Annotated in this window: 18 protein-coding genes and 1 pseudogene; 9 read left to right on the top strand and 10 right to left on the bottom strand. The window is 71.8% G+C overall.

Going from position 1 to position 18,234, the window contains the following annotated elements; genetic code table 11:
• Positions 1 to 87 precede the first annotated feature (87 nt).
• From RKD23_RS36405 to RKD23_RS36395, 3 genes are all read left to right on the top strand, one after another.
• A complete protein-coding gene (locus tag RKD23_RS36405) occupies positions 88 to 432 on the top strand; it encodes an SCO0607 family lipoprotein (protein WP_424857616.1) in 345 nt (114 codons plus the stop codon).
• Positions 433 to 563: 131 nt separating this feature from the next.
• Complete coding sequence (locus tag RKD23_RS36400) at positions 564 to 1,232, top strand: beta-glucanase (RefSeq protein WP_424857615.1); 669 nt, start codon at positions 564 to 566, stop codon at positions 1,230 to 1,232.
• A 212-nt stretch (positions 1,233 to 1,444) separates the two neighbouring features.
• Positions 1,445 to 3,085, top strand: coding sequence for a glycosyltransferase family 2 protein (locus RKD23_RS36395; RefSeq protein WP_424857614.1), 1,641 nt, complete (start codon positions 1,445 to 1,447; stop codon positions 3,083 to 3,085).
• 14 nt (positions 3,086 to 3,099) lie between these two features.
• On the opposite strand, the gene RKD23_RS36390 is transcribed toward RKD23_RS36395, so the two are convergent.
• The 7 genes and pseudogenes from RKD23_RS36390 to polX all read right to left on the bottom strand — a co-directional run bounded on the left by RKD23_RS36390 (position 3,100) and on the right by polX (position 8,836).
• Positions 3,100 to 3,939 carry a tat (twin-arginine translocation) pathway signal sequence gene (locus RKD23_RS36390; RefSeq protein WP_424857613.1) on the bottom strand — a complete coding sequence of 280 codons (840 nt, stop codon included), beginning with the start codon at positions 3,937 to 3,939 and terminating at the stop codon, positions 3,100 to 3,102.
• Between the two features lie 75 nt (positions 3,940 to 4,014).
• Positions 4,015 to 4,581 carry a hypothetical protein gene (locus RKD23_RS36385; RefSeq protein WP_424858418.1) on the bottom strand — a complete coding sequence of 189 codons (567 nt, stop codon included), beginning with the start codon at positions 4,579 to 4,581 and terminating at the stop codon, positions 4,015 to 4,017.
• Positions 4,582 to 4,833: 252 nt separating this feature from the next.
• Positions 4,834 to 5,284 (bottom strand): annotated as a pseudogene (locus RKD23_RS36380) (SLC13 family permease); the annotation flags it as partial.
• Between the two features lie 36 nt (positions 5,285 to 5,320).
• Positions 5,321 to 6,007, bottom strand: coding sequence for a GNAT family N-acetyltransferase (locus RKD23_RS36375; protein WP_424857612.1), 687 nt, complete (start codon positions 6,005 to 6,007; stop codon positions 5,321 to 5,323).
• 125 nt (positions 6,008 to 6,132) lie between these two features.
• Entirely contained in the window at positions 6,133 to 6,570 is a 438-nt protein-coding gene (locus tag RKD23_RS36370; protein WP_424857611.1) for a VOC family protein, read from the bottom strand.
• A 33-nt stretch (positions 6,571 to 6,603) separates the two neighbouring features.
• Complete coding sequence (locus RKD23_RS36365) at positions 6,604 to 7,047, bottom strand: helix-turn-helix transcriptional regulator (RefSeq protein ID WP_404045541.1); 444 nt, start codon at positions 7,045 to 7,047, stop codon at positions 6,604 to 6,606.
• Between the two features lie 37 nt (positions 7,048 to 7,084).
• A complete protein-coding gene (gene polX, locus RKD23_RS36360) occupies positions 7,085 to 8,836 on the bottom strand; it encodes a DNA polymerase/3'-5' exonuclease PolX (RefSeq protein ID WP_424857610.1) in 1,752 nt (583 codons plus the stop codon).
• A gap of 183 nt (positions 8,837 to 9,019) precedes the next feature.
• Between polX and RKD23_RS36355 the strand changes: the two genes are divergently transcribed.
• Positions 9,020 to 9,784: an SAM-dependent methyltransferase gene (locus tag RKD23_RS36355; protein ID WP_424857609.1), complete on the top strand. Its 765-nt coding sequence runs from the start codon at positions 9,020 to 9,022 to the stop codon at positions 9,782 to 9,784.
• A 250-nt stretch (positions 9,785 to 10,034) separates the two neighbouring features.
• A complete protein-coding gene (locus RKD23_RS36350) occupies positions 10,035 to 10,616 on the top strand; it encodes a DUF4232 domain-containing protein (protein ID WP_424857608.1) in 582 nt (193 codons plus the stop codon).
• Positions 10,617 to 10,642: 26 nt separating this feature from the next.
• On the opposite strand, the gene RKD23_RS36345 is transcribed toward RKD23_RS36350, so the two are convergent.
• Positions 10,643 to 11,434 (bottom strand): MBL fold metallo-hydrolase, encoded by a 792-nt coding sequence (locus RKD23_RS36345; RefSeq protein WP_424857607.1) that lies wholly within the window; start codon positions 11,432 to 11,434, stop codon positions 10,643 to 10,645.
• 118 nt (positions 11,435 to 11,552) lie between these two features.
• Between RKD23_RS36345 and RKD23_RS36340 the strand changes: the two genes are divergently transcribed.
• From RKD23_RS36340 to RKD23_RS36325, 4 genes are all read left to right on the top strand, one after another.
• A complete protein-coding gene (locus RKD23_RS36340) occupies positions 11,553 to 12,161 on the top strand; it encodes an ABATE domain-containing protein (protein ID WP_424857606.1) in 609 nt (202 codons plus the stop codon).
• A 345-nt stretch (positions 12,162 to 12,506) separates the two neighbouring features.
• The gene (locus tag RKD23_RS36335; protein ID WP_424858417.1) at positions 12,507 to 14,141 is read left to right on the top strand and encodes an ABC-F family ATP-binding cassette domain-containing protein; all 1,635 of its coding nucleotides are present in this window, start codon (positions 12,507 to 12,509) and stop codon (positions 14,139 to 14,141) included.
• Between the two features lie 80 nt (positions 14,142 to 14,221).
• Entirely contained in the window at positions 14,222 to 15,880 is a 1,659-nt protein-coding gene (locus RKD23_RS36330) for an ABC-F family ATP-binding cassette domain-containing protein (RefSeq protein ID WP_424857605.1), read from the top strand.
• Positions 15,881 to 15,960: 80 nt separating this feature from the next.
• A complete protein-coding gene (locus RKD23_RS36325; protein WP_424857604.1) occupies positions 15,961 to 16,521 on the top strand; it encodes a CGNR zinc finger domain-containing protein in 561 nt (186 codons plus the stop codon).
• Positions 16,522 to 16,542: 21 nt separating this feature from the next.
• On the opposite strand, the gene RKD23_RS36320 is transcribed toward RKD23_RS36325, so the two are convergent.
• Both RKD23_RS36320 and RKD23_RS36315 read right to left on the bottom strand, forming a co-directional pair.
• Entirely contained in the window at positions 16,543 to 16,773 is a 231-nt protein-coding gene (locus RKD23_RS36320; protein WP_424857603.1) for a hypothetical protein, read from the bottom strand.
• Between the two features lie 17 nt (positions 16,774 to 16,790).
• Positions 16,791 to 18,233, bottom strand: a complete 1,443-nt coding sequence (locus tag RKD23_RS36315; RefSeq protein WP_424857602.1) for an aldehyde dehydrogenase — start codon at positions 18,231 to 18,233, stop codon at positions 16,791 to 16,793.
• Position 18,234: the final 1 nt, after the last annotated feature.

Genomic DNA, 18,234 nt, shown 5'->3' with positions numbered 1-18,234 from the left:
CACAGACGTACTGAGTACGCGCACTCAGGCCGCGGTGAATCTTCGGCTGCGAGAGTCGTGGACACATCGAGCGACAGGAGAACGACCGTGTCCACGCCTCTCGGCATCCGCCGCGCCCTCACCGCCCTCCCGTCCCGCGGCCTGCGCACGGCCGGCGCCGCCCTGGCCGGCGCGGCCGCGGTCGCGGCCCTCACCGGGTGCTCCGCACTGGAGTACCAGGAAGACCTCTGCATGGCCGGCCACTACCCCGTCCTCGCCGTCAACGACAGCGGTTCGGACTGCGTCCCCGACGACGAGCAGCCGCCCACAGGCTACGCGCGCTACCCGCAGGACAAGATGCCCCGGCACGTCGGCGACAAGTGGGACGTCTTCTGGTCCACCCACACCCTCGACGAGAACGGCGCCGTGATCGCCAGTCCGGACGCGTCGTAGGCGCCAGGCCGCCCTCCCCTCACTCGTCCGGGTGAAACCGGGGGCTCCCGCTCCGCTCTCCCGCATGGGCCGCGCCGTGCGGGAGATGACTTGGGCAAGGAAGCCGTGCAGGTCGCGGAGGGAGCCCGGGCATGAGCGAGGTCGTCTTCACCGCCGATTTCACCTCCGAGCGTCAGTGGGTCGCGGGGCGTTCCTGGGCGTATCCGGACGGCGGGCCCACCAACCCGGGTGACAACAAGCTCGACCATCTCACCGCGGATCCCGCCTACTCCCGCAACGGCACCTTCCGCGCCACACTCCGGTCCGACGGCCTGTGGGACACGGGCCTGCTGACCACCGAGGAGAGCGCCGACGGTTTCATGGTGCGCACCGGGGACGAGTTGGAGGCCCGGGTGCGGCTGCCCGTCGAGGTGGGTGCCTGGCCGGCGATCTGGACCTGGCGGGACGGAGGCAACGAGGTCGATGTCTTCGAGTACCACCCGGACAACCCCGATCTGCTGGAGCTCACCAACCACGTCCGCGGAGGCGGCAGTTACGTCCACGACGACGCCGTCCGGCCGGGCGGTGTCATCGACCTTGACGTGACGTTCGGCCGCCGTGACGTGGTCTGGCGGCTCAACGGCAGGGAGGTGTTCGCCGACGGCCGTGGTGTCGGGCGGGACTGGCGGGCCTTTCTGATCGTCAACCTCTCGGTGTCCGCAGGGCGTTACCACCCCTCGCCCGATGACGAGGTGAGCGAGTTGTCGTACGCGGTGGAGAGCCTGGTCGTCCGCAGGCCCCGCAAGCCGTGGTGGTCGTAGGGGGCGGCACTCCCGACAGGCACCGGCGCGGGCCACCGTGCTCCCTCCCGACATGCAGTGCCGGAAGCGGGCATATGTGCACAAAAGATAGTAGAACTGTGGCATCTCGGTCAGAAGCGGAGGCCTGACGTCTCGGTCACCGGTGAGGCGTGCCCGGTCCGGACGCACCCTCTGCTGGCCGCCGCGACCGTGCCGCACGCCTAGGGGATCTCGTGTCGGAGCCAACCGTCACCGTCGTCATCGGCGCCTACAACGCCATGCCCTATCTGACCCGCTGTCTGGAGTCGGTCGCCGAGCAGTCGATGGGGCCGTACACCCTCGAGTGCGTGGCCGTGGACGACGGCTCGACCGACGGCACCGGCAAGGAGCTGGACCGCTTCGCCGCCGAGCACCCCGACTTCGTGCGGGTCGTCCACCAGCCCAACTCGGGCGGGCCCAGCGCTCCGCGCAATGTCGGGATCGGCCGGGCCCGGGGGCGCTATGTCTTCTTCCTCGACGCCGACGACCACCTCGGTCCTCACGCCATGCGCCGTATGGTCGACATGGCCGAGCGCAACGGCTCCGACGTGGTGCTGGGCAAGTACGTGGGCGTCGGCTGCGACGTGCCCCACTCCATGTTCGAATCCGACCAGGAGGTCGTCGACCTCGCCACCTCCCGTGTCTGGAACCTCCTGACCCCGCACAAGCTGTTCCGCCGCTCCTTACTCCTGGAGCGCGGGCTGCGCTTCGAGGAGGACATCCGCATCGGCGAGGACCGGCTCTTCGTCACCCAGGCCTACCTCCAGGCCTCGGCCGTCTCCGTGGTGGCCGGCGTCGACTGCTATTTCAAGGTCAGGCGGGACGACAACGGCAACATCAGCAGCAGTTGCGGCTCCGCCGACGTCACCAGGCGCTTCGAGACCGCACGGCGGATCATGGCCGCGATCGGCGCCCACAGCGAACCCGGTCCCGTACGCGACGCCGCGCTGCTGCGCACCTTCCGGGGCGGCCTGCTGGACTCCTTCTCCTGGCGCTTCCCTCAGCTCACGCAGGACGAGCAGCTCACCGCCATGGCGATCGCCCGCCAGGAGATCGAGCGGTTCTACACCCCGCAGCTCGACGCCCTGATGACCGCACCGCACCGCATCTTCGCCCACTGCGCACGGCACGGGCTGCGCCGCGAACTCCTCGACGTCATCGAGTTCCTGAAGCAGGAGCGGACCAAGGGCGGACGCCGCCACGCGGTGGTCGTGGACGGAGGGCGCGCGTACGCGGCCTACCCGTACCTCCGCGACCCGACCACCGCGATCCCCGACTCCTGCTACGACATCACCGACGAGCTGCACCAGGACGACCGGCTGGACACCCTGGAGTGGAGGCGGGCCCGGCGCCGCACGGTGCTCCGGCTGGGCGGCCACGGACACATCGAGGGGGTGCCGACCCGGGAACCGGCCACCGAGCTGGTGCTGCGGCTGCGCGACGACGGCCGCGAGGTGCGCGTCCCCACCCGCCCTGTGCCGTCGGCCGATCGCGAAGGCGCCTTCATCGCCGAGATCGACTTCATCCGCGCGGAGAACGGCGGCTCACTGACCCCGGGCGTCTGGGACGTGTACCTCGACGTCCGCACCCAGGGCCTCGGCACCCGACGCCGGTTCGGCGCCCGCAAGGCCGAGGGCGTGGCCCCGCCCCAGGTCGCCACCACCGGGAACCGCACGATCAAGCCGTACTGCACCGCGTACGGCAATCTCAGCCTGGACGTCACCGCCGCGCAGCGGAAGCAGCAGCCGACGCGAGTCGTCCGCAGAGCGCTTCGCGGCATTGCCCGGCGCCTTGGTGCGAGGCGGCTGCGTGAGCCGGCCCGACCACGACGGTGACGAACCGTCAAGCCTCACCAGCCTCCGTCGAAGAAGGCGGCGAGCGCCTCGGGCGAATGCGCGGCGCTGGTCGCGTTCGCCACGGCGACGACGAGGACGAGGCCTGCCAGGACCACCGATGCGGTGATGCCGGCCTTCAGCGCGCGCCTCGGCCGGGCGTCGGGCGTGGCCTTGTGCCGCCGCCACAGCGCGGCACCGGTGCCGGCCAGGGCGAGTGCGAGTACGGCGGCCATCGCTGCCAGGACGGCGTGGTACACGGCGAAGTCGCTGATCATGGCGGTGAGGGCGGGCGAGTGCCGGCCGGCGGGGTGGTCGGCGAGCTGGTGCCGGATCTCGGTGAGGGTGGTGGCCAGGTCGTCGTCCGTACCGCCGCCGGTGAGCATGGGCAGCAGGGACGCGAAGGGCGCTGCGGCGCCCTGCAGGTTCGCCACCAGCGCGACCAGGGCGAAGGGACCGAGCAGTACGACGAGGGCCCCGGGCGGTACGAGACGGAGACGGCCGCGGCGGTCGTCGTCGGCCGACCGGCGCGACTGCCGCCACAGCACGGCACCGAGAGCCACGACCGCGACGAGAAGCAGTGCGGACACACCGGCCTTGACGAGGTGGAAGCGGAACCAGAACGTGACCGTGGCCTCCAACTGGCCTGGAAAGTCCTGGCTGCCGGAGTCCCAGTACGCGACCATGCCGCGGCGGAAGGACGTGTCGACGTTGTCGATGTCGACGCCGTTGCCGGTCAGCGCGTTCGGCACGACGAAGAAGGCCGCCGTGAGCGCTGCGCTCGTCGCGGTCAGCAGGCCGATCCGACGCCTTGGCGTCACGACGGTGAGGCGGGGCAGGGACGCGAGGCTCTTCATGAAGGGGCCCTGGTGTAGGTGACGGCGCCGTTCCGCACGGGCGACGCGGAGGGCTGGAGCCCCCGGAACAGGAAGCTAACGTCCCGGCGAGCGGCCGGTCTGTGGGGCCGGCCCCCGACTCGGGGTGGGGCTGGCCCCAGTCCCGAGGGCCCGCCAGCGCGGGGCGTCGTCGTCAGGGACGTCCGGGGAGGCGAAGTGGAACGGCACCCCGAGGTGGTCGGCCAGCGCCCGGCCCGCCTCGGCGGCAGCAGGGCCGGCAGGACGGCCGTGGGAGCCGCGGTACACGGTGGCCAAGTGACCTTCGCCCTCCGGGGCGTCCAGGACCGCGATCAACACGACGAACCAGTCGTGCACAGTGTCGCCGTCCCACACCGCCTCCACCGCGGCCACCCGGCCCGGCAGAGCCGCGGCGCGGGCCACCAGCGAGGGCACGTCGAGCGAATCGGGCGGCGTGCGCCGCACCTGCTCACCGAGAGCCTCGTACCGCCCCTGAACCACCCCCTCCGCCTCATGCAGCCCCACCCCCAGCAGCCGCAGCTCCTCCCACACCGACCTGACCGCCGAGATCCGACGATCACGCAGCACATCGGCGTCGACCTCTTCGCGGGTGCGCTCCTCCAGGTAACGCCACCAGCCGCTCACTGGGGCACCGGCCGGGGTGTCGTGGCGTACGTCATGGGTCCGACCGTAGGCCGACGCGTAGGTCGCGAGCCAACCCTTTCGCTGGGCCCCGCTCCTCCTGACCAGGACGCCCGGCAGTTCACGGCCTGAGCACCCCCGGTGAAGCCCACAGCTCGAGGGTCGAGGCGAGGAGGGCGGTGGGGACCGTGAGGAGGCCGAGGAGGGTGAAGTCGCGTAGGGCGATGTCGTGGCGGTGGGCGATGCGGCGCCACAGGAGGGTGGCCAGGGAGCCGGCGTAGGTGAGGACAGGTGGGCGCTCGCGTGCACGTGCGGCTTGGGCCGGGCGCCCATCCGGGCTGCCGTGACGAAGACGACCGGGATCGGCAGGACCACCGTGGCGTCCACGGCTCAGCACGGCCGTGATCGCGGAGGCCAGTGCGAACACCGCCCCGAGGAGGCGGCGCGGACGCCGGTGGGCCCAGCGGGCCGTCCACGTTCCGCAGGCGTGGAAGAGGCACTCGTCGTCACAGAGCTTGCCGAGGACCAGGACCGCGGCCAGGAAGCCGATCACCGGCCCGAGCCGGGCGGCTTCCTCGCGGACGTCCTCCCAGGGGGTCGCGCCCACGGCGACCACGACGGCCGCTGCGGGTACCGCGAAGGCCGCCTCCGGCCGGGGGAAGGGGCGGACGACGGCGCAGAATTTGAGCAACACGCCCACGGTCATCCGGCCCGCCCGTTCCGGCCGGATCACCGCCCCCCGTCAGGGAGTGCGGAATCCCCGGAAAGTCACCCGCCTGCGTGTGGTGAAGCCGAGCCGCTCGTAGAGGGCGATCGCGGCGGTGTTCGCCTCGGCCACGTGCAGGAAGGGGCGCTCGTCGCGGGCCAGGATGCGTGCGGCGAGCGCGCCGACCAGGCGGGCGGCGTGGCCCCGCCCGCGAGCTTCCGGAGCGGTGCAGACGGCGCTGATCTCCGTCCAGCCGGGAGGCCGCAGCCGTTCACCGGCCATCGCGACCAATGTGCCGTGCTCGCGCACGCCGAGGTAGGTGCCGAGTTCGTGGGTGCGAGGCCGGAAGGGGCCCGGCCGGGTGCGCGCGACAAGGTCGAGCATCTCCGGAACGTCGTCCGCCCCCAGTTCGACCAGGTCGGTGCCGGGCTCCCCACCGCTGCCGGACCAGATCATCTGCAGGCCGTCGAGAAGGAACACCGGCTCCCAGTCCGACGGCGGCACCGCCGGAGAGCTGAACAGGTCCGCGAGCTCGCCCGGCCCCAGCAGCCGGGCGAGGTCCGCCCACTCCCCCGCCTCCGGGTCGGCCGACACCGCACAGAAGGTCGCCACGTCCGGCACATAGCGGGCGGCGCCGCCGAGCCGAGCGGCGAGATGTGCGTGGTGCCCGCTGAGTGACCGGCCCACCGGGTCGTCGAGCGCCTCGGCGTCGCTGCCCCTCATCGTGCTGTGCCTTGCCTCTCGTGTCGTTCCACGTCGTCGCTACGTCGAACAAGGTAGCCGTCGATGCGGCTCATCCGTTTCCTGGGCCTCCCCCGAGACGGCGACGCCACTGCGCCCCGAGGAGGTCAGTGCCGTTCCGGGTCGAACTCCAGCACCTGGGTGAGGCGGATGTTGTTGCCCGACGGGTCGCGGAACGATGTGTCGATCCCGTACGGCTGCACCGTCGGCGGGTCGTTGAACTCGACGCCCCGCGCGGACAGCTCGTCGTACGCGGCCTTGCAGTCGTCGGTCTCCAGGAACAGCGTGCCGCCCGCGCCCTTGGCGACCAGGTCCGACAGCTGGGCGCTGCTCGTCTCGTCCAGCATCGGCTCCTTGGGCACCGGCATCAGCACGAGCGCCGGGCCGTCCCCGCCGGGCGGGGCGACGCACAGCCACCGGAAACTCCATGCCTCCATGGTCACGTCCGCCCTCACCTCCCAGCCGAGTTTCCGGGTGTAGAAGTCGAGCGCCTCGTCCTGGTCGTGCACCCAGAACTGCGCGTTGGCGATCTTGATCGTTGTCATGGCTGCTCCTCGGTCGACTGCCTGGAGTCGACGCTAGGCAGCCGGTGACCCGGTGTCTTCTCGAAACGTGCGGTTCCGCGGCCGGCCGTACGCCATCGCCACACAGCGCGGGATGCGCACATGCCGTGCGGCGGGCGGGTGTGCCGCCCGGTAGGCCTGCGGGGTGGTGCCGTACATCCTGCGGAAGCTCGTCGTGAACGATCCGATGCTCCGCGCGCCGACGGCCACGCCGACCGCGGCCACCGTCCAGTCGGTCGACACCAGCAGGGCGGCGGCCCGTTCCAGGCGGCGGGTCAGCAGGTACTGGTGCGGCGACTCGCCGAACGCGGCCTTGAAGCAGCGGCTGAAGTGGGCGGGCGACAGCGCGGCGGCCGCGGCCATGTCGGCGACGGTGAGGTCCTCGCAGTAGCGGGCGTCGGCGAGATCCTTGGCGCGGAGCAGATGACGGGCGATCGGAACACGGGCCACGCATCCCATTGTGCGGACGCTTGAGGCGGGGTCCACTCCGTGCTCGTCATGCCGTACGACGTCCTGCCTTGTGCAGGAAGCGCCGCAGGCGGGTCTCCGGCCAGGTGTTGATCACGTCCTCCGCGGTGAGCCAGCCGCGCTGTGCCGTGCCCACGCCGTAGCGCATGTTGGCCAGGTGGAGGACGGAGTGGGCGTCGCTGTCGACGGCGAACTTCACCCCGTGCCGCCGGGCCCGCAGGATGTCCTCGTCGCGCAGGTCGAGCCGGTCGGGGTGGGCGTTGATCTCCAGGGCCGTGCCGGTGCGCGCGCAGGCGGCGAAGACCGCGTCGAGGTCGGCGTCGATGCCCGGTCGCTTGCCGAGGATGCGGGTGGTGGGGTGGCCGATGATGTTCACGTACGGGTTCTCGCAGGCCCTTACGATCCGCCGGGTCTGCTCGTCGCGGCTCTGGTTGAAGTGCGAGTGCACCGAGGCCACGCACAGGTCGAAGCCGGACAGGAACTCCTCGGGCCAGTCCACGCCGCCCTGCGGGCCGATGTTCAGCTCGACGCCGTGCAGCAGCCGCAGACCGCGCCGCCTGCCCTGCTTGCGGTATGTGCCGTCGAGCTCGCGTACCTGCTCGCGCTGGGCGAGCATCCGCTCGCGGGTCATCTGCTGCATGTACAGATCGGGCCCGTGGTCGGTGACCGCGTAGTAGGCGTAGCCCCGCTCCACGGCCGCCCGCGCCATCTCCTCCAGCGGCGCGAGCCCGTCGGTCAGGTCGGTGTGCGTGTGCAGGTCGCCCCGCAGGTCCGACTCCGTCACCAGGTCGGGCAGCTCGTCGCGTAGCCCGGCCTCGATCTCCCCGCGGTCCTCGCGCAGGGCGGGCGGGATCCAGGGCAGGCCGAGCCGGGCGTAGACCTCCTCCTCGGTCTCCGAGGCGATCTTCTCCCCGCTCTCGGCGTCGAACAGGCCGTACTCGGACAGCTTCAGCCCCTGGTGCACGGCCAGCTCCCGGGTGCGGATGTTGTGCGCCTTCGCGCCGGTGAAGTACTGCAGCGCCGCGCCCCAGGAGTCCGGCGGTACGACCCGCAGATCGACGGAGAGCCCCTTCACCGTGCGTACCGACGTCTTCGCCTGCCCGTGTGCGACGACCTCGCTGACGTACGGCAGCCGCGTGAAGGCCTCCATCAGCGGCCCCGGCTTCTCCGCCGCGACGAGGACGTCGATGTCGCCGATCGTCTCCCTCATACGACGCAGTGACCCGGCGTAGGTGCAGCGGCGGCAGCCGGTCACGCCGGACAGTTCCCCGACGATGTCGTCGGCGAGGTCCATGGCCACGTCGAGCAGCACGCGGTCGCCGGAGGACCGCAGGAGTTCGACGCCGTGGAGGATGTTCTCCTCCGTCCTGGGCCCGAAGCCCTTGAGGTCGCGCAGTTTCTCGGCGCGGATCGCGTCCACCAGCTCCTCGACCGAGGAGACGCCCAGGGTCTCGTAGAGGGCGAGTGCCTTCTTCGGGCCGAGGGTGGGGATGGCCGTCAGCCGTCGTACGCCCGCGGGGATCTTCGCGCGTAGCGCCTCGACCGCGGCCACGCTGCCGGTGGTGAAGTACTCGGTGACCTTCTCCGCGATCGACTTGCCGACGCCGGGGATCTCCCGCAGCCCCTTGGGATCGAGCGTGGACACGTCGGTGTGGTAGCCGCCGATCGCGCGGGCGGCCTTCTCGTAGACGCGCGCCTTGTACGCCTCTCCGCCGGTGATCGAGATGAGGTCCGCGTACTCCTGGAAAAGCTCCGCGACCTCGTCGTTGGACCGAGCCATGCCCTCCGAGTAGGCAGGAGGCGTCCGGTTCATTCATGCCGGCGCGCGCTCATCGGCACCAGGCCGCCCCGCCCGTACGGTCGTGCACGGCGGCGTCGAAGTGGAGCGGACGGCATGGCCGGCAACGGGGGCCGGTCGTAAAGCACTTGTGCCGCTGCGCGAGGTCGGCTTGAGTGCGTGTCCGTGACCGCCTTGAACGATCTCGTACGGCCGGACCGCTACCCGCGCTCGTCGCGCTACGACCCGGCATGGCTCGTCGGCCTCGACATGGGGCCCCATCCGCTGTGGCTCCTGGAGGACCTGGCCCGGGACCTCGACCTGCGGCCCGGGATGCGGGTCCTCGACCTCGGCTCCGGCAAGGGCGCCACGTCGGTGTTCCTGGCCCGTGAGTACGGTGTGGAGGTCGTCGCCGCCGACTGGTGGATCCCCGCGGAGGACGCGGCCGCGGTCTTCGCGGAGGCGGGGGTCGCCGACCGGGTGACGGCCGTGCGGACGGAGGCGCACGTGCTGCCCTTCGAGCCGGAGAGCTTCGACGCGATCGTGAGCATCGACGCCTTCGAGTACTTCGGCACGGCCGACGGCTACCTGCCCTACCTGGTGCGATTTCTGCGCCCCGGAGGTCAGTTGGGCATCGCCACGCCCGCCATGACGCGCGAGGTCCGTGAACTCGGCGCGATACCGGCCCACATCAAGCGGGTCGTCGGCTGGGAGGCCCTCGCCTGGCACACACCCGAGTGGTGGCGCTTCCAGTGGGAGATCACCGAGCTCGTGGAGGTCACGTCCGCCCGTCTCCAGCAGGACGCCTGGCGCGACTGGCTGCTGTGGACACGGGCCTGCGCCGAGCAGCGGCCGGAGGGCCCGGGTGCCGACCAGCCGGTGATCGACATGCTCACGGAGGACGGCGGCGCGTACCTGTCCTTCGCCCTGGTGACCGCACGCAAGAAGTGAGCGGGCGGCCGGCCGGGGCTTTCTCGCGGAGCCGCCGCTTCCCTGTACTGGGTCGGTAACACATCGAGGGCGGTTGCCGCCGACGGTGAAGGGGTGCCGCACACTCGGCCTGTCGTCGCACATCGCGAGCACCGCCCACGGCAGACCACGGGGGAACGCCATGCATGCTCCTGTCCGCACTCGTCACGAGACCACGACAAGTCCGAAGAGGCGTAAGGCATTTGCCCTGGCGGCCACCGTCGTCGCCGCGGTGCTCGCGGCCACCGCGTGCGAACCGCAGACTTCCGGCAAGGCGGACGGCTCACGGCAGCCGTCGTCGGACCGGCCGCGCACGACGGCCGCGGCCCCGCCGAGCGAGACGGCATCGCCCCCGCAGGGCGGCGACAGCGGTGCCGTCGCCGCCTGTGCGGGGGCCGATGTGTCGTTGGCCGCGTCGAGCGAGGACGCGGCGGGCGAGGAGACCCGGCACCTCCTGCTCACGCTCACCAACGCCGGTGACAGGAAGTGCACCGTCCACCACTACCCACAGATCTGGCTCGGCGCCCACGCCAAGCAGCCTGTGAAGGTGATCGAGGACAGCGACCCGAAGGAGCTCGTCACCCTCGCTCCGGGCGAGGAGGCGCATGCCGCGCTGCTCGTCGACGGCGGCGGCATGGATACGTACGAGACCGGGACCGTCACCCTGCGGTTGCAGGGAGCACAGCTGGACGGCACCGCCGGCGAGCCGGTCGAGGTCGATCTGCCCGGCATGGCGGCCTTCGACGACGGTGCCCGGGTCACCTACTGGACGACCGCCTCCGGCTATGCCCTGGACTTCATCATGTCGTCCTGACCTGGAGCCGTGGGTGTGGCCTCAGGTCAGGCGTGCCGGAGCCAGTCCGGGTCCAGACGGTCGGTCAGGTCCGCGGCGGCGAAGGCGGCTTCGAGGGCCTCGCGGCCCTCGGTGAAGTGGGCCCAGCTGTCGTGGTGGACCGGGACGACGCGGCGGGCGGCGAGGATGCGGGTGGCCTCGGCGGCCTGGGCGCTGTCCAGGACGAGGGGTTCGCCGTCGAAGAGGACGGGGAAGCGGGGAGCTCCGGCGAAGAGGACGGCCGTGTCCACCGGGGCGAAGCGCTCGGCGATCTCCTTTACCGCGTCGAGCGAGGCGTTGTCGCCGCTGACGTAGACGGTGGGCAGCCCTTCTCCGGTGAGGACGAAGCCGACGACCTGGCCGGTGATCGGCTCGACCGCCTCGCGCGGGCCGGGCCCGTGGATGGCGGGGACCCCGGTCACGGTGACGCTGCCGCCGTCGGGGCGCTTCAGTTCGACGCTCTCCCAGTCGGCCAGGCCGGTCGCCTGCGCCCCGAGGCGCTCTCCGCCGCCGGGCGTGGTGAGGGTGAGCGGGACGTCGGCGAGCAGGGCCCGGCCGGAGGTGTCGAGGTTGTCGGCGTGCTCGTCGTGCGAGAGCAGGACCACGTCGACGGGGCCGAGGTCGGCGGGGGTGGCCGCGGCGGAGGCCGTCTTGGTCAGCATGGGGCCGACCGGTCTCGGGTAGTCGCCGGGGCTGTCGAAGGTCGGGTCGGTCAGGAAGCGCAGGCCGCCGTACTCGAAGAGGGCGGTGGGGCCGCCGAGAACGCGGACAGGGAACTGCTCGGTGTCGTACTGGGACATGCGCGATGACTCCTCGTACTCATGAATGCACACGACTTCTCACGGATGCACTCCGTGTTTTCCGTGAGGCACACGCTAGGGCCGTGTCACGGAAAAACGCAAGGGCTACCATGAGGGCGTGGAAGAAGCCGTGGTCACCGACATCACGCGGGCCGCCCTGCCCCCGGCTCCGGGGGCCGACCGGTACCGCTCCCTCGATTTCGCCGACACCGCCGCGACCCTGCCCGCGGGCCAGGCCTACGACCTGCTCGCGGCGCCCGACTCCGCCAGGAGCTGGCTCCTCGCGCACAACCTGACCTCCGAGGAGGTGCGGTTGTACGAGCTGTGCGCGGGGCGGATGCGTACGCTGCGCGGTCATGTGCGGTCCCTGTTCGCCGCCCGTGTCGACGGCACGGCCCCGCCCGAGGCGGCCCTGCGCGCGGTGAACGACGCGCTCACGGCCGTGCCCTCGGCACCGCTGCTCGCCTGGGACGGGGCGCAGGGGTTGCGCCGCGTCGAGTCGCACCCCACCGACCAGGCCGTGAACCACGCGCTGGCGATCCTCGCCGCCGACGCCGCCGACCTGCTCACCGGCGCGGACGCCGACCTCCTCGCCGCCTGCGGCTCCGCGCCCTGCGACCGTTTCCTGCTGCGCACCCACGGCCGGCGCCACTGGTGCTCCACCCGCTGCGGCGACCGCGCCCGCGCCGCCCGGGCCTACGCCCGGCGCACCGGCGCGTCCGAGTGACCGGCCGACCGCGACTTCTCAAGTACGTCACCGGTTGACCCAGTGACAATGCGGGCACGGTCATGCTCCGGCTGTCGACGCGTGCGCTCGCGAAAAGGCCGGCCCCGCGACGGGGGCGGCCTGTTAGGGTGGCGGCGACCTGGTCCGTGTAACGAGGAGTCGCAGACGTGGTGGGTGACGACGACATCTCCGGGTGAGATCCGGATCTAACGGCCGCCGAACGCGCTGAGGAAGCGCCGCCGAAGTGGCCCGTTCGTCGTACCCCTTTTCCCCTTGTCTGCCCGGGGCGGAGCTGTCTTCGCGCGCGCCCCCAGCTCTCTCGAGGTCTCTTTCGTGGTCTCCTTCATGCCCGACGCCGCCGTCGTCTGCTCGAACCTGTCCTTCGCCTGGCCCGACGACACCCCGGTCTTCCACGACCTGTCCTTCACCCTGACCACCGGCCGGACCGGCCTGGTCGCCCCCAACGGCTCCGGCAAGAGCACCCTGCTCAAGCTGATCGCCGGCCAACTGCGGCCCACCGCAGGCTCGGTGAGCGTGAGTGGCACCCTCGGCCATCTGCCGCAGACCCTCCCCCTGACCGGGAACCTCACCGTCGCCGAGGTGCTCGGTGTCGCCGAGGTGATCCGCGCCCTGGACGCCGTCGAGTCCGGGGACGTGAGCGAGGAGCACTTCACGACCATCGGCGACGACTGGGACATCGAGGAGCGCACCCGCGCCCAGCTCGACCGTCTCGGTCTGGTAGGTCTCGCCCTGGACCGCAGCCTCGGCACGCTCAGCGGCGGCCAGGTCGTCTCGCTCGGGCTCGCCGCACAACTGCTCAAGCGCCCCGACGTGCTGCTGCTCGACGAGCCGACCAACAACCTCGACCGGGACGCCCGGCACAAGCTGTACGACGTACTGGCGGACTTCAGCGGCCTGCTGCTGGTCGTCGCCCACGACCGGGCCCTGCTCGACCGCATGGACGGCATCGCCGAGCTCGGCGGTTCTCAACTGCGCTTCCACGGCGGCAACTTCACGGCCTACGAGGAGGCGGTGCGCGCCGAGCAGGAGGTCGCCGAGAAGAACGTCCGCAACGCCGAGCAGGAACTCAAGCGGGAGAAGCGCGAGTTGCAGCAGGCCCGTGAACGCGCCGAGCGCCGCGCGAGCAACGCCGCACGCAACCTCAAGAACGCCGGCCTGCCACGCATCTTCGCCGGAAACATGAAGCGCGGCGCGCAGGAGTCCGCGGGCAAGGCCCGACAGACGCACGCGGCCCGGGTCGGGGAGGCCAAGGCCCGCCTCGACGAGGCCGGGCGCGCACTGCGCGAGGAGCAGCGCATCAGCCTGGACCTGCCCGACACACAGGTGCCCACCGGACGCACCCTCTTCCTCGGCGAGGGAATGCAGGTGCGGCACGACGGACAGGACGTGTTCGCCGAGGGAGGCGTCGACCTCTCGGTACGCGGGCCCGAGCGCATCGCTCTGACCGGGCCCAACGGCTCGGGCAAGAGCACCCTGTTGCGGCTGATCACCGGCGAACTCGCCCCGGAAGGCGGCCGGATCAGGCGAGGCGAGGGCCGTATCGCCTATCTGTCGCAGCGACTGGACCTGCTGGACCTGGACCGCAGCGTGGCGGAGAACTTCGCCGCGTTCGCGCCCGAGCGGCCCGAGGCCGAGCGGATGAACCTGCTCGCGCGCTTCCTGTTCCGCGGGCCCCGGGCGCATCTCCCCGTCGGGGTGCTGTCCGGCGGGGAACGGCTGCGGGCCACCCTGGCCTGCGTGCTGTGCGCCGAGCCGGCACCGCATCTGCTGCTGCTCGACGAGCCGACCAACAACCTCGACCTGGTCGGTGCGGGCCAGTTGGAGAGCGCGCTGAACTCGTACCAGGGCGCGTTCGTGGTGGTCAGCCATGACGAGCGGTTCCTCGCCGAGATCGGGGTGAACCGGTGGCTGCGGCTGGCCGACGGAAGGCTGGAGGCGACGGGAGCGCCCTCGGTGTGAACCGCCGACGTGTGCAACGGCCCGCGCCCGAGGCCCCGTGCCCGGCGGGCCCACCCCCCGATCACCTTGGACGGTTCCCTGTGTCTCAATCCGCCCTGCTCGCCCATGACCTCGTCCGCACCCTGGGCGGCCGCCGCATCCTCGACGGCGTGTCCCTGACCGCCTCCCCCGGCCGGCGCATCGGCCTGATCGGGGAGAACGGCGCCGGCAAGTCCACCCTGCTGCGGGTGCTGGCCGGCGTGGACGAACCCGACGCCGGGAGCGTCTCACGCCCGGCCGGCCTCGGCTTCCTGCACCAGGAGATGCCGTACGACGCCGAGTCCACCCTCGCCGCGGTGCTGGACGACGCGCTGCGTGAGGCCCGCGAGGACCTCGCGGAGCTGGAACGGCTCAGCGAGGAGCTGGCCCGTGTCCCGGAGGACGACCCGGGCCACGCGGACCTGCTCGACGCCTACGGCAGGCGGCTGGAGCAGGCCCAGCACCGGGAGTCCTGGGACGCCGACCGCCGCGCGGCCCTCGTCCTGGACGGGCTGGGGCTCGGCGGTCTCCCCCACGACAGGACGCTCGGCTCGCTGTCCGGCGGCCAGCGCGGCCGGCTGGCCCTGGCCGCACTGCTCGTACGACGGCCGCCGGCGCTGCTGCTCGACGAGCCGACCAACCACCTCGACGACGGTGCCGCCGCCTTCCTGGAGGAGCAGCTCCGCGGTCTGCCCGGTGTCGTGGTCGCCGCCAGCCACGACCGGGCGTTCCTCGACGCCGTGTGCACCGACCTGATCGACCTCGATCCGGCGGTCGACGGACCGGTCCGCTATGGCGGCAATTACAGCGCCTACGTCAGCGAGAAGCGCGCCGAACGGGAGCGCTGGGAGCGGCAGTACGCCGAGGAACAGGAGGAGTTGGAGGCGCTACGGCACACGGCGGGGGTGACCGCGCGCCGGGTCGCACCGGACCGGGGCCCGCGCGACAACGAGAAGATGGGCTACGGCCATCGGGCCGGCCGCGTCCAGAGCCAGATCTCCCGTCGGGTGCGCAACGCGAGCCGACGCGTCGAGGAGCTGGAGCGCACCGGGGCCACCGAGCCGCCGCCCCCGCTGAGGTTCGCGGCGCCCCAGTTGGCCGCATGCCCGCCGGACGGCCCGGAACCCTTGGTGTCCCTGCGGGACGTACGGGTGCCGGGGCGGCTCGCGTTGTCCGGCCTGGAGGTGTCGGCGACCGAGCGGCTCCTGGTCACGGGCGGCAACGGTGCGGGCAAGTCGACCCTGCTCGCCGTCCTCGCCGGGCGCCTCACCGCCGAGGGCGAGGTGCACAGGCGACACGGGCTGACGGTGGGCCTGCTCACCCAGGACACCGTCTTCGACCGGCCCGACCGCACGGTCCGGGACACCTACGCGCTGACCCTGGGAGCCGAGCGGGCGGAGCAGGTGCCGCTGTCCCACCTCGGCCTGCTGGCCGAGGCCGACCTGGACAAGCCGGTCGGCCAGGTGTCCGTGGGCCAGCGCCGCCGACTGGCCCTCGCCCTGCTGGTGGCCCGTCCACCGGAACTGCTGCTTCTCGACGAGCCGACCAACCACCTCTCGCCCCGACTGTGCGACGAACTCGAGGCCGCCCTGGGCAGCGGCCCCGGCGCCATCGTGGTCGCCAGCCACGACCGCTGGCTGCGCGGCGGCTGGCAGGGGCGCGAGCTGCGGCTGGCTGGGCGGGAGGAGGGGGCTGGGGTGCGGCTGCGTGGGGTGGGGTGACGTGGCTGGGGTGGCGGGGGTGCGCAGACCCCGGCCGCCGGCCCTTGCACCTCACCCCAGTCACCTGTCAAGATGGTGACGTGAATCTTGACCATGTCTTCGTGTGCGGGAACCCGGCGCTCGACTTCGCGGCCACGCTGCGGGCCCGGCGGACGACCAGGTTCGAGATGTTCGTGGCGCCGGACCGGCTGAACGCCTGGTATCTGGAGTCGGGGCTCGTGGACGCGATCACGCCCGCCGGGGAGGACGACGTCCGGGAGGCGGTGGCGGTGCGCGAGGCGGTCTACCGGCTCGTCACCGATCGGCGCCTCGGTGAGGACTTCGACCGGGAGGCCCTCGCGGTGCTGAACGCCGCAGCGCGCCAGGTCCCGGCGACACCGCAGCTCACCCGGGCGGGCCGGCACACCGACGCGACGCCCGCACAGGCCCTGGCCACGGTCGCCCGGCAGGCCGTGGAGCTGCTCAGCGGCCCGGACGTCCCGCTGCTCAAGGAGTGCGGCAACCCGGAGTGCACGCGTGTCTACATCGACCGCTCCCGGGGCATGCGGCGGCAGTGGTGCGGCATGGAGTCCTGCGGCAACAAGCTCAAGGCTGCGGCGTACCGCGCCCGCAAGAAGTCCTCGGCTGCTGCCGCCCACTGACCGCCGTTCGACGACCTCCGGTCACAGCCCCAGGTCCAGGGCCAGGCACGAGTAGTACTTCCACGAGCCCTCGGGGTCGTAGGAGGCGGCCCCGCCCGGCGCCGTCTCCACCTCCTCGGTCATGTCCTCGAAGCGAATGCGCTCGGGGAGCTTGCCGAAGCGTGCCTGTCGAGCAGCAGCCGCCGCTGCCGTAGCCGTAGACGGAGCCGTTCCGGTTGCCGCCGACGTGTCCGTCGCCCCTTGCTTCTTCATGCCGAACCCCTCCTCGATCAGACGGTGATGGTCTTGTACTCGGTGTACGTGCCGAGCCCCACCGCGCCGAACTCGCGGCCGATGCCGCTGGCCTTGAAGCCGCCGAACGGGCCGTCGAAGGCGACAGGCGCCCCGTTGACCGTGACGGTGCCGGTGCGCAGGCGCCGGGCGACCTCCAGGGCATGGCCCTCGTCGCAGGACCAGACGCCGCCGGACAGCCCGTACGGGGAGTCGTTGGCGATGCGAACGGCGTCGTCCTCGTCGTCGTAGGGGATGACGAGCAGGACCGGGCCGAAGATCTCCTCCTGCGCGATGCGCATCGCGTTGTCGACGTCGGCGAAGACGGTGGGGGTGACGTAGTTGCCCTTCTCCAGGCCCTCGGGGATCTGCGGGCCGCCCGTGACCAGGCGGGCGCCCTCCTCGATGCCGAGCTCGATGTAGCTGCGTACGCGCTGCTGCTGGTCGGGGCGGATCATCGGGCCGATGAAGGTGTCGGGGTCGCTGGGGTCGCCCACCCGCAACGACTCGACCATGTCCTTCAGTGCCGTGACGACTTCCTCGTACCGGCCGCGCGGCGCGAGGATCCTGGTCTGGGCGATGCAGGACTCGCCGTTGTTGAGCAGGGAGCCGAACTTCAGTCCCGCGACGGCCTGTTGGACGTCGGCGTCCGGCAGGACGATCGCGGCGGACTTGCCGCCCAGCTCCAGGCTGACCCGCTTGAGCTGCTCCCCCGCGATCGAGGCGATACGGCGGCCGGCCCGCGTCGAGCCGGTGAAGGCGATCTTGTCGACCTCCGGGTGCGACACCAGGTACTCGCTGGTCTCCCGGTCCGCGGGCAGGACACTCACGATGCCCTCGGGCAGACCGGTGCGCTCCAGCAGTTCGGCCAGGAAGCCCATGCTCAGCGAGTTCTCGGGGGACACCTTGAGGACCACGGAGTTGCCGGCGGCCAGGGCCGGGATGATTTTCGAAGTGGCCGAGGAGAAGGGCGAGTTCCAGGGGATGACGGCCGCGACGACGCCGACCGCCTCTCGGCGCACGATGCTGTGCACCGGCGACGTCGGGTCGGAGGGCGTCAGCGTCTCCTCCCAGGGGAACTCCTTCGCCGCCCTCAGGTAGGCGTTCGCCTGCCGGGTCAGCCCCGGCTGCCCGGCACGCGTGAACCAGAGCGCCGAGCCGTTCTCCAGTGAGATCAGCCGCGCGACCTCGTCCGCGTTCTCCTCGCGCAGCACGTTGAACCGCCGCAGGAACGCGATCCGTTGCACCGGCGGGGTCCTGCGCCAGGCACCCGCGTCGAAGGAGGCCCGCGCCGCGGCCACCGCACGATCCACGTCCGCGGGCTGCGCCTGGGCGGCGCGGCCGATCACGGACTGGTCGTGCGGTGAGGTGAGTTGCTGGAGTGCCGGGTCGCTCGGCTCCGTCCAGGAGCCGCCGATGAAGAGCCGGTCGTAGACGATCATG

Source organism: Streptomyces sp. SAI-170, from assembly GCF_049739565.1.
In the GTDB taxonomy this organism is placed as follows: domain Bacteria; phylum Actinomycetota; class Actinomycetes; order Streptomycetales; family Streptomycetaceae; genus Streptomyces.
Note: the sequence above shows the minus strand (reverse complement) of the source record. Positions and strands in the feature narration are given on the sequence as shown.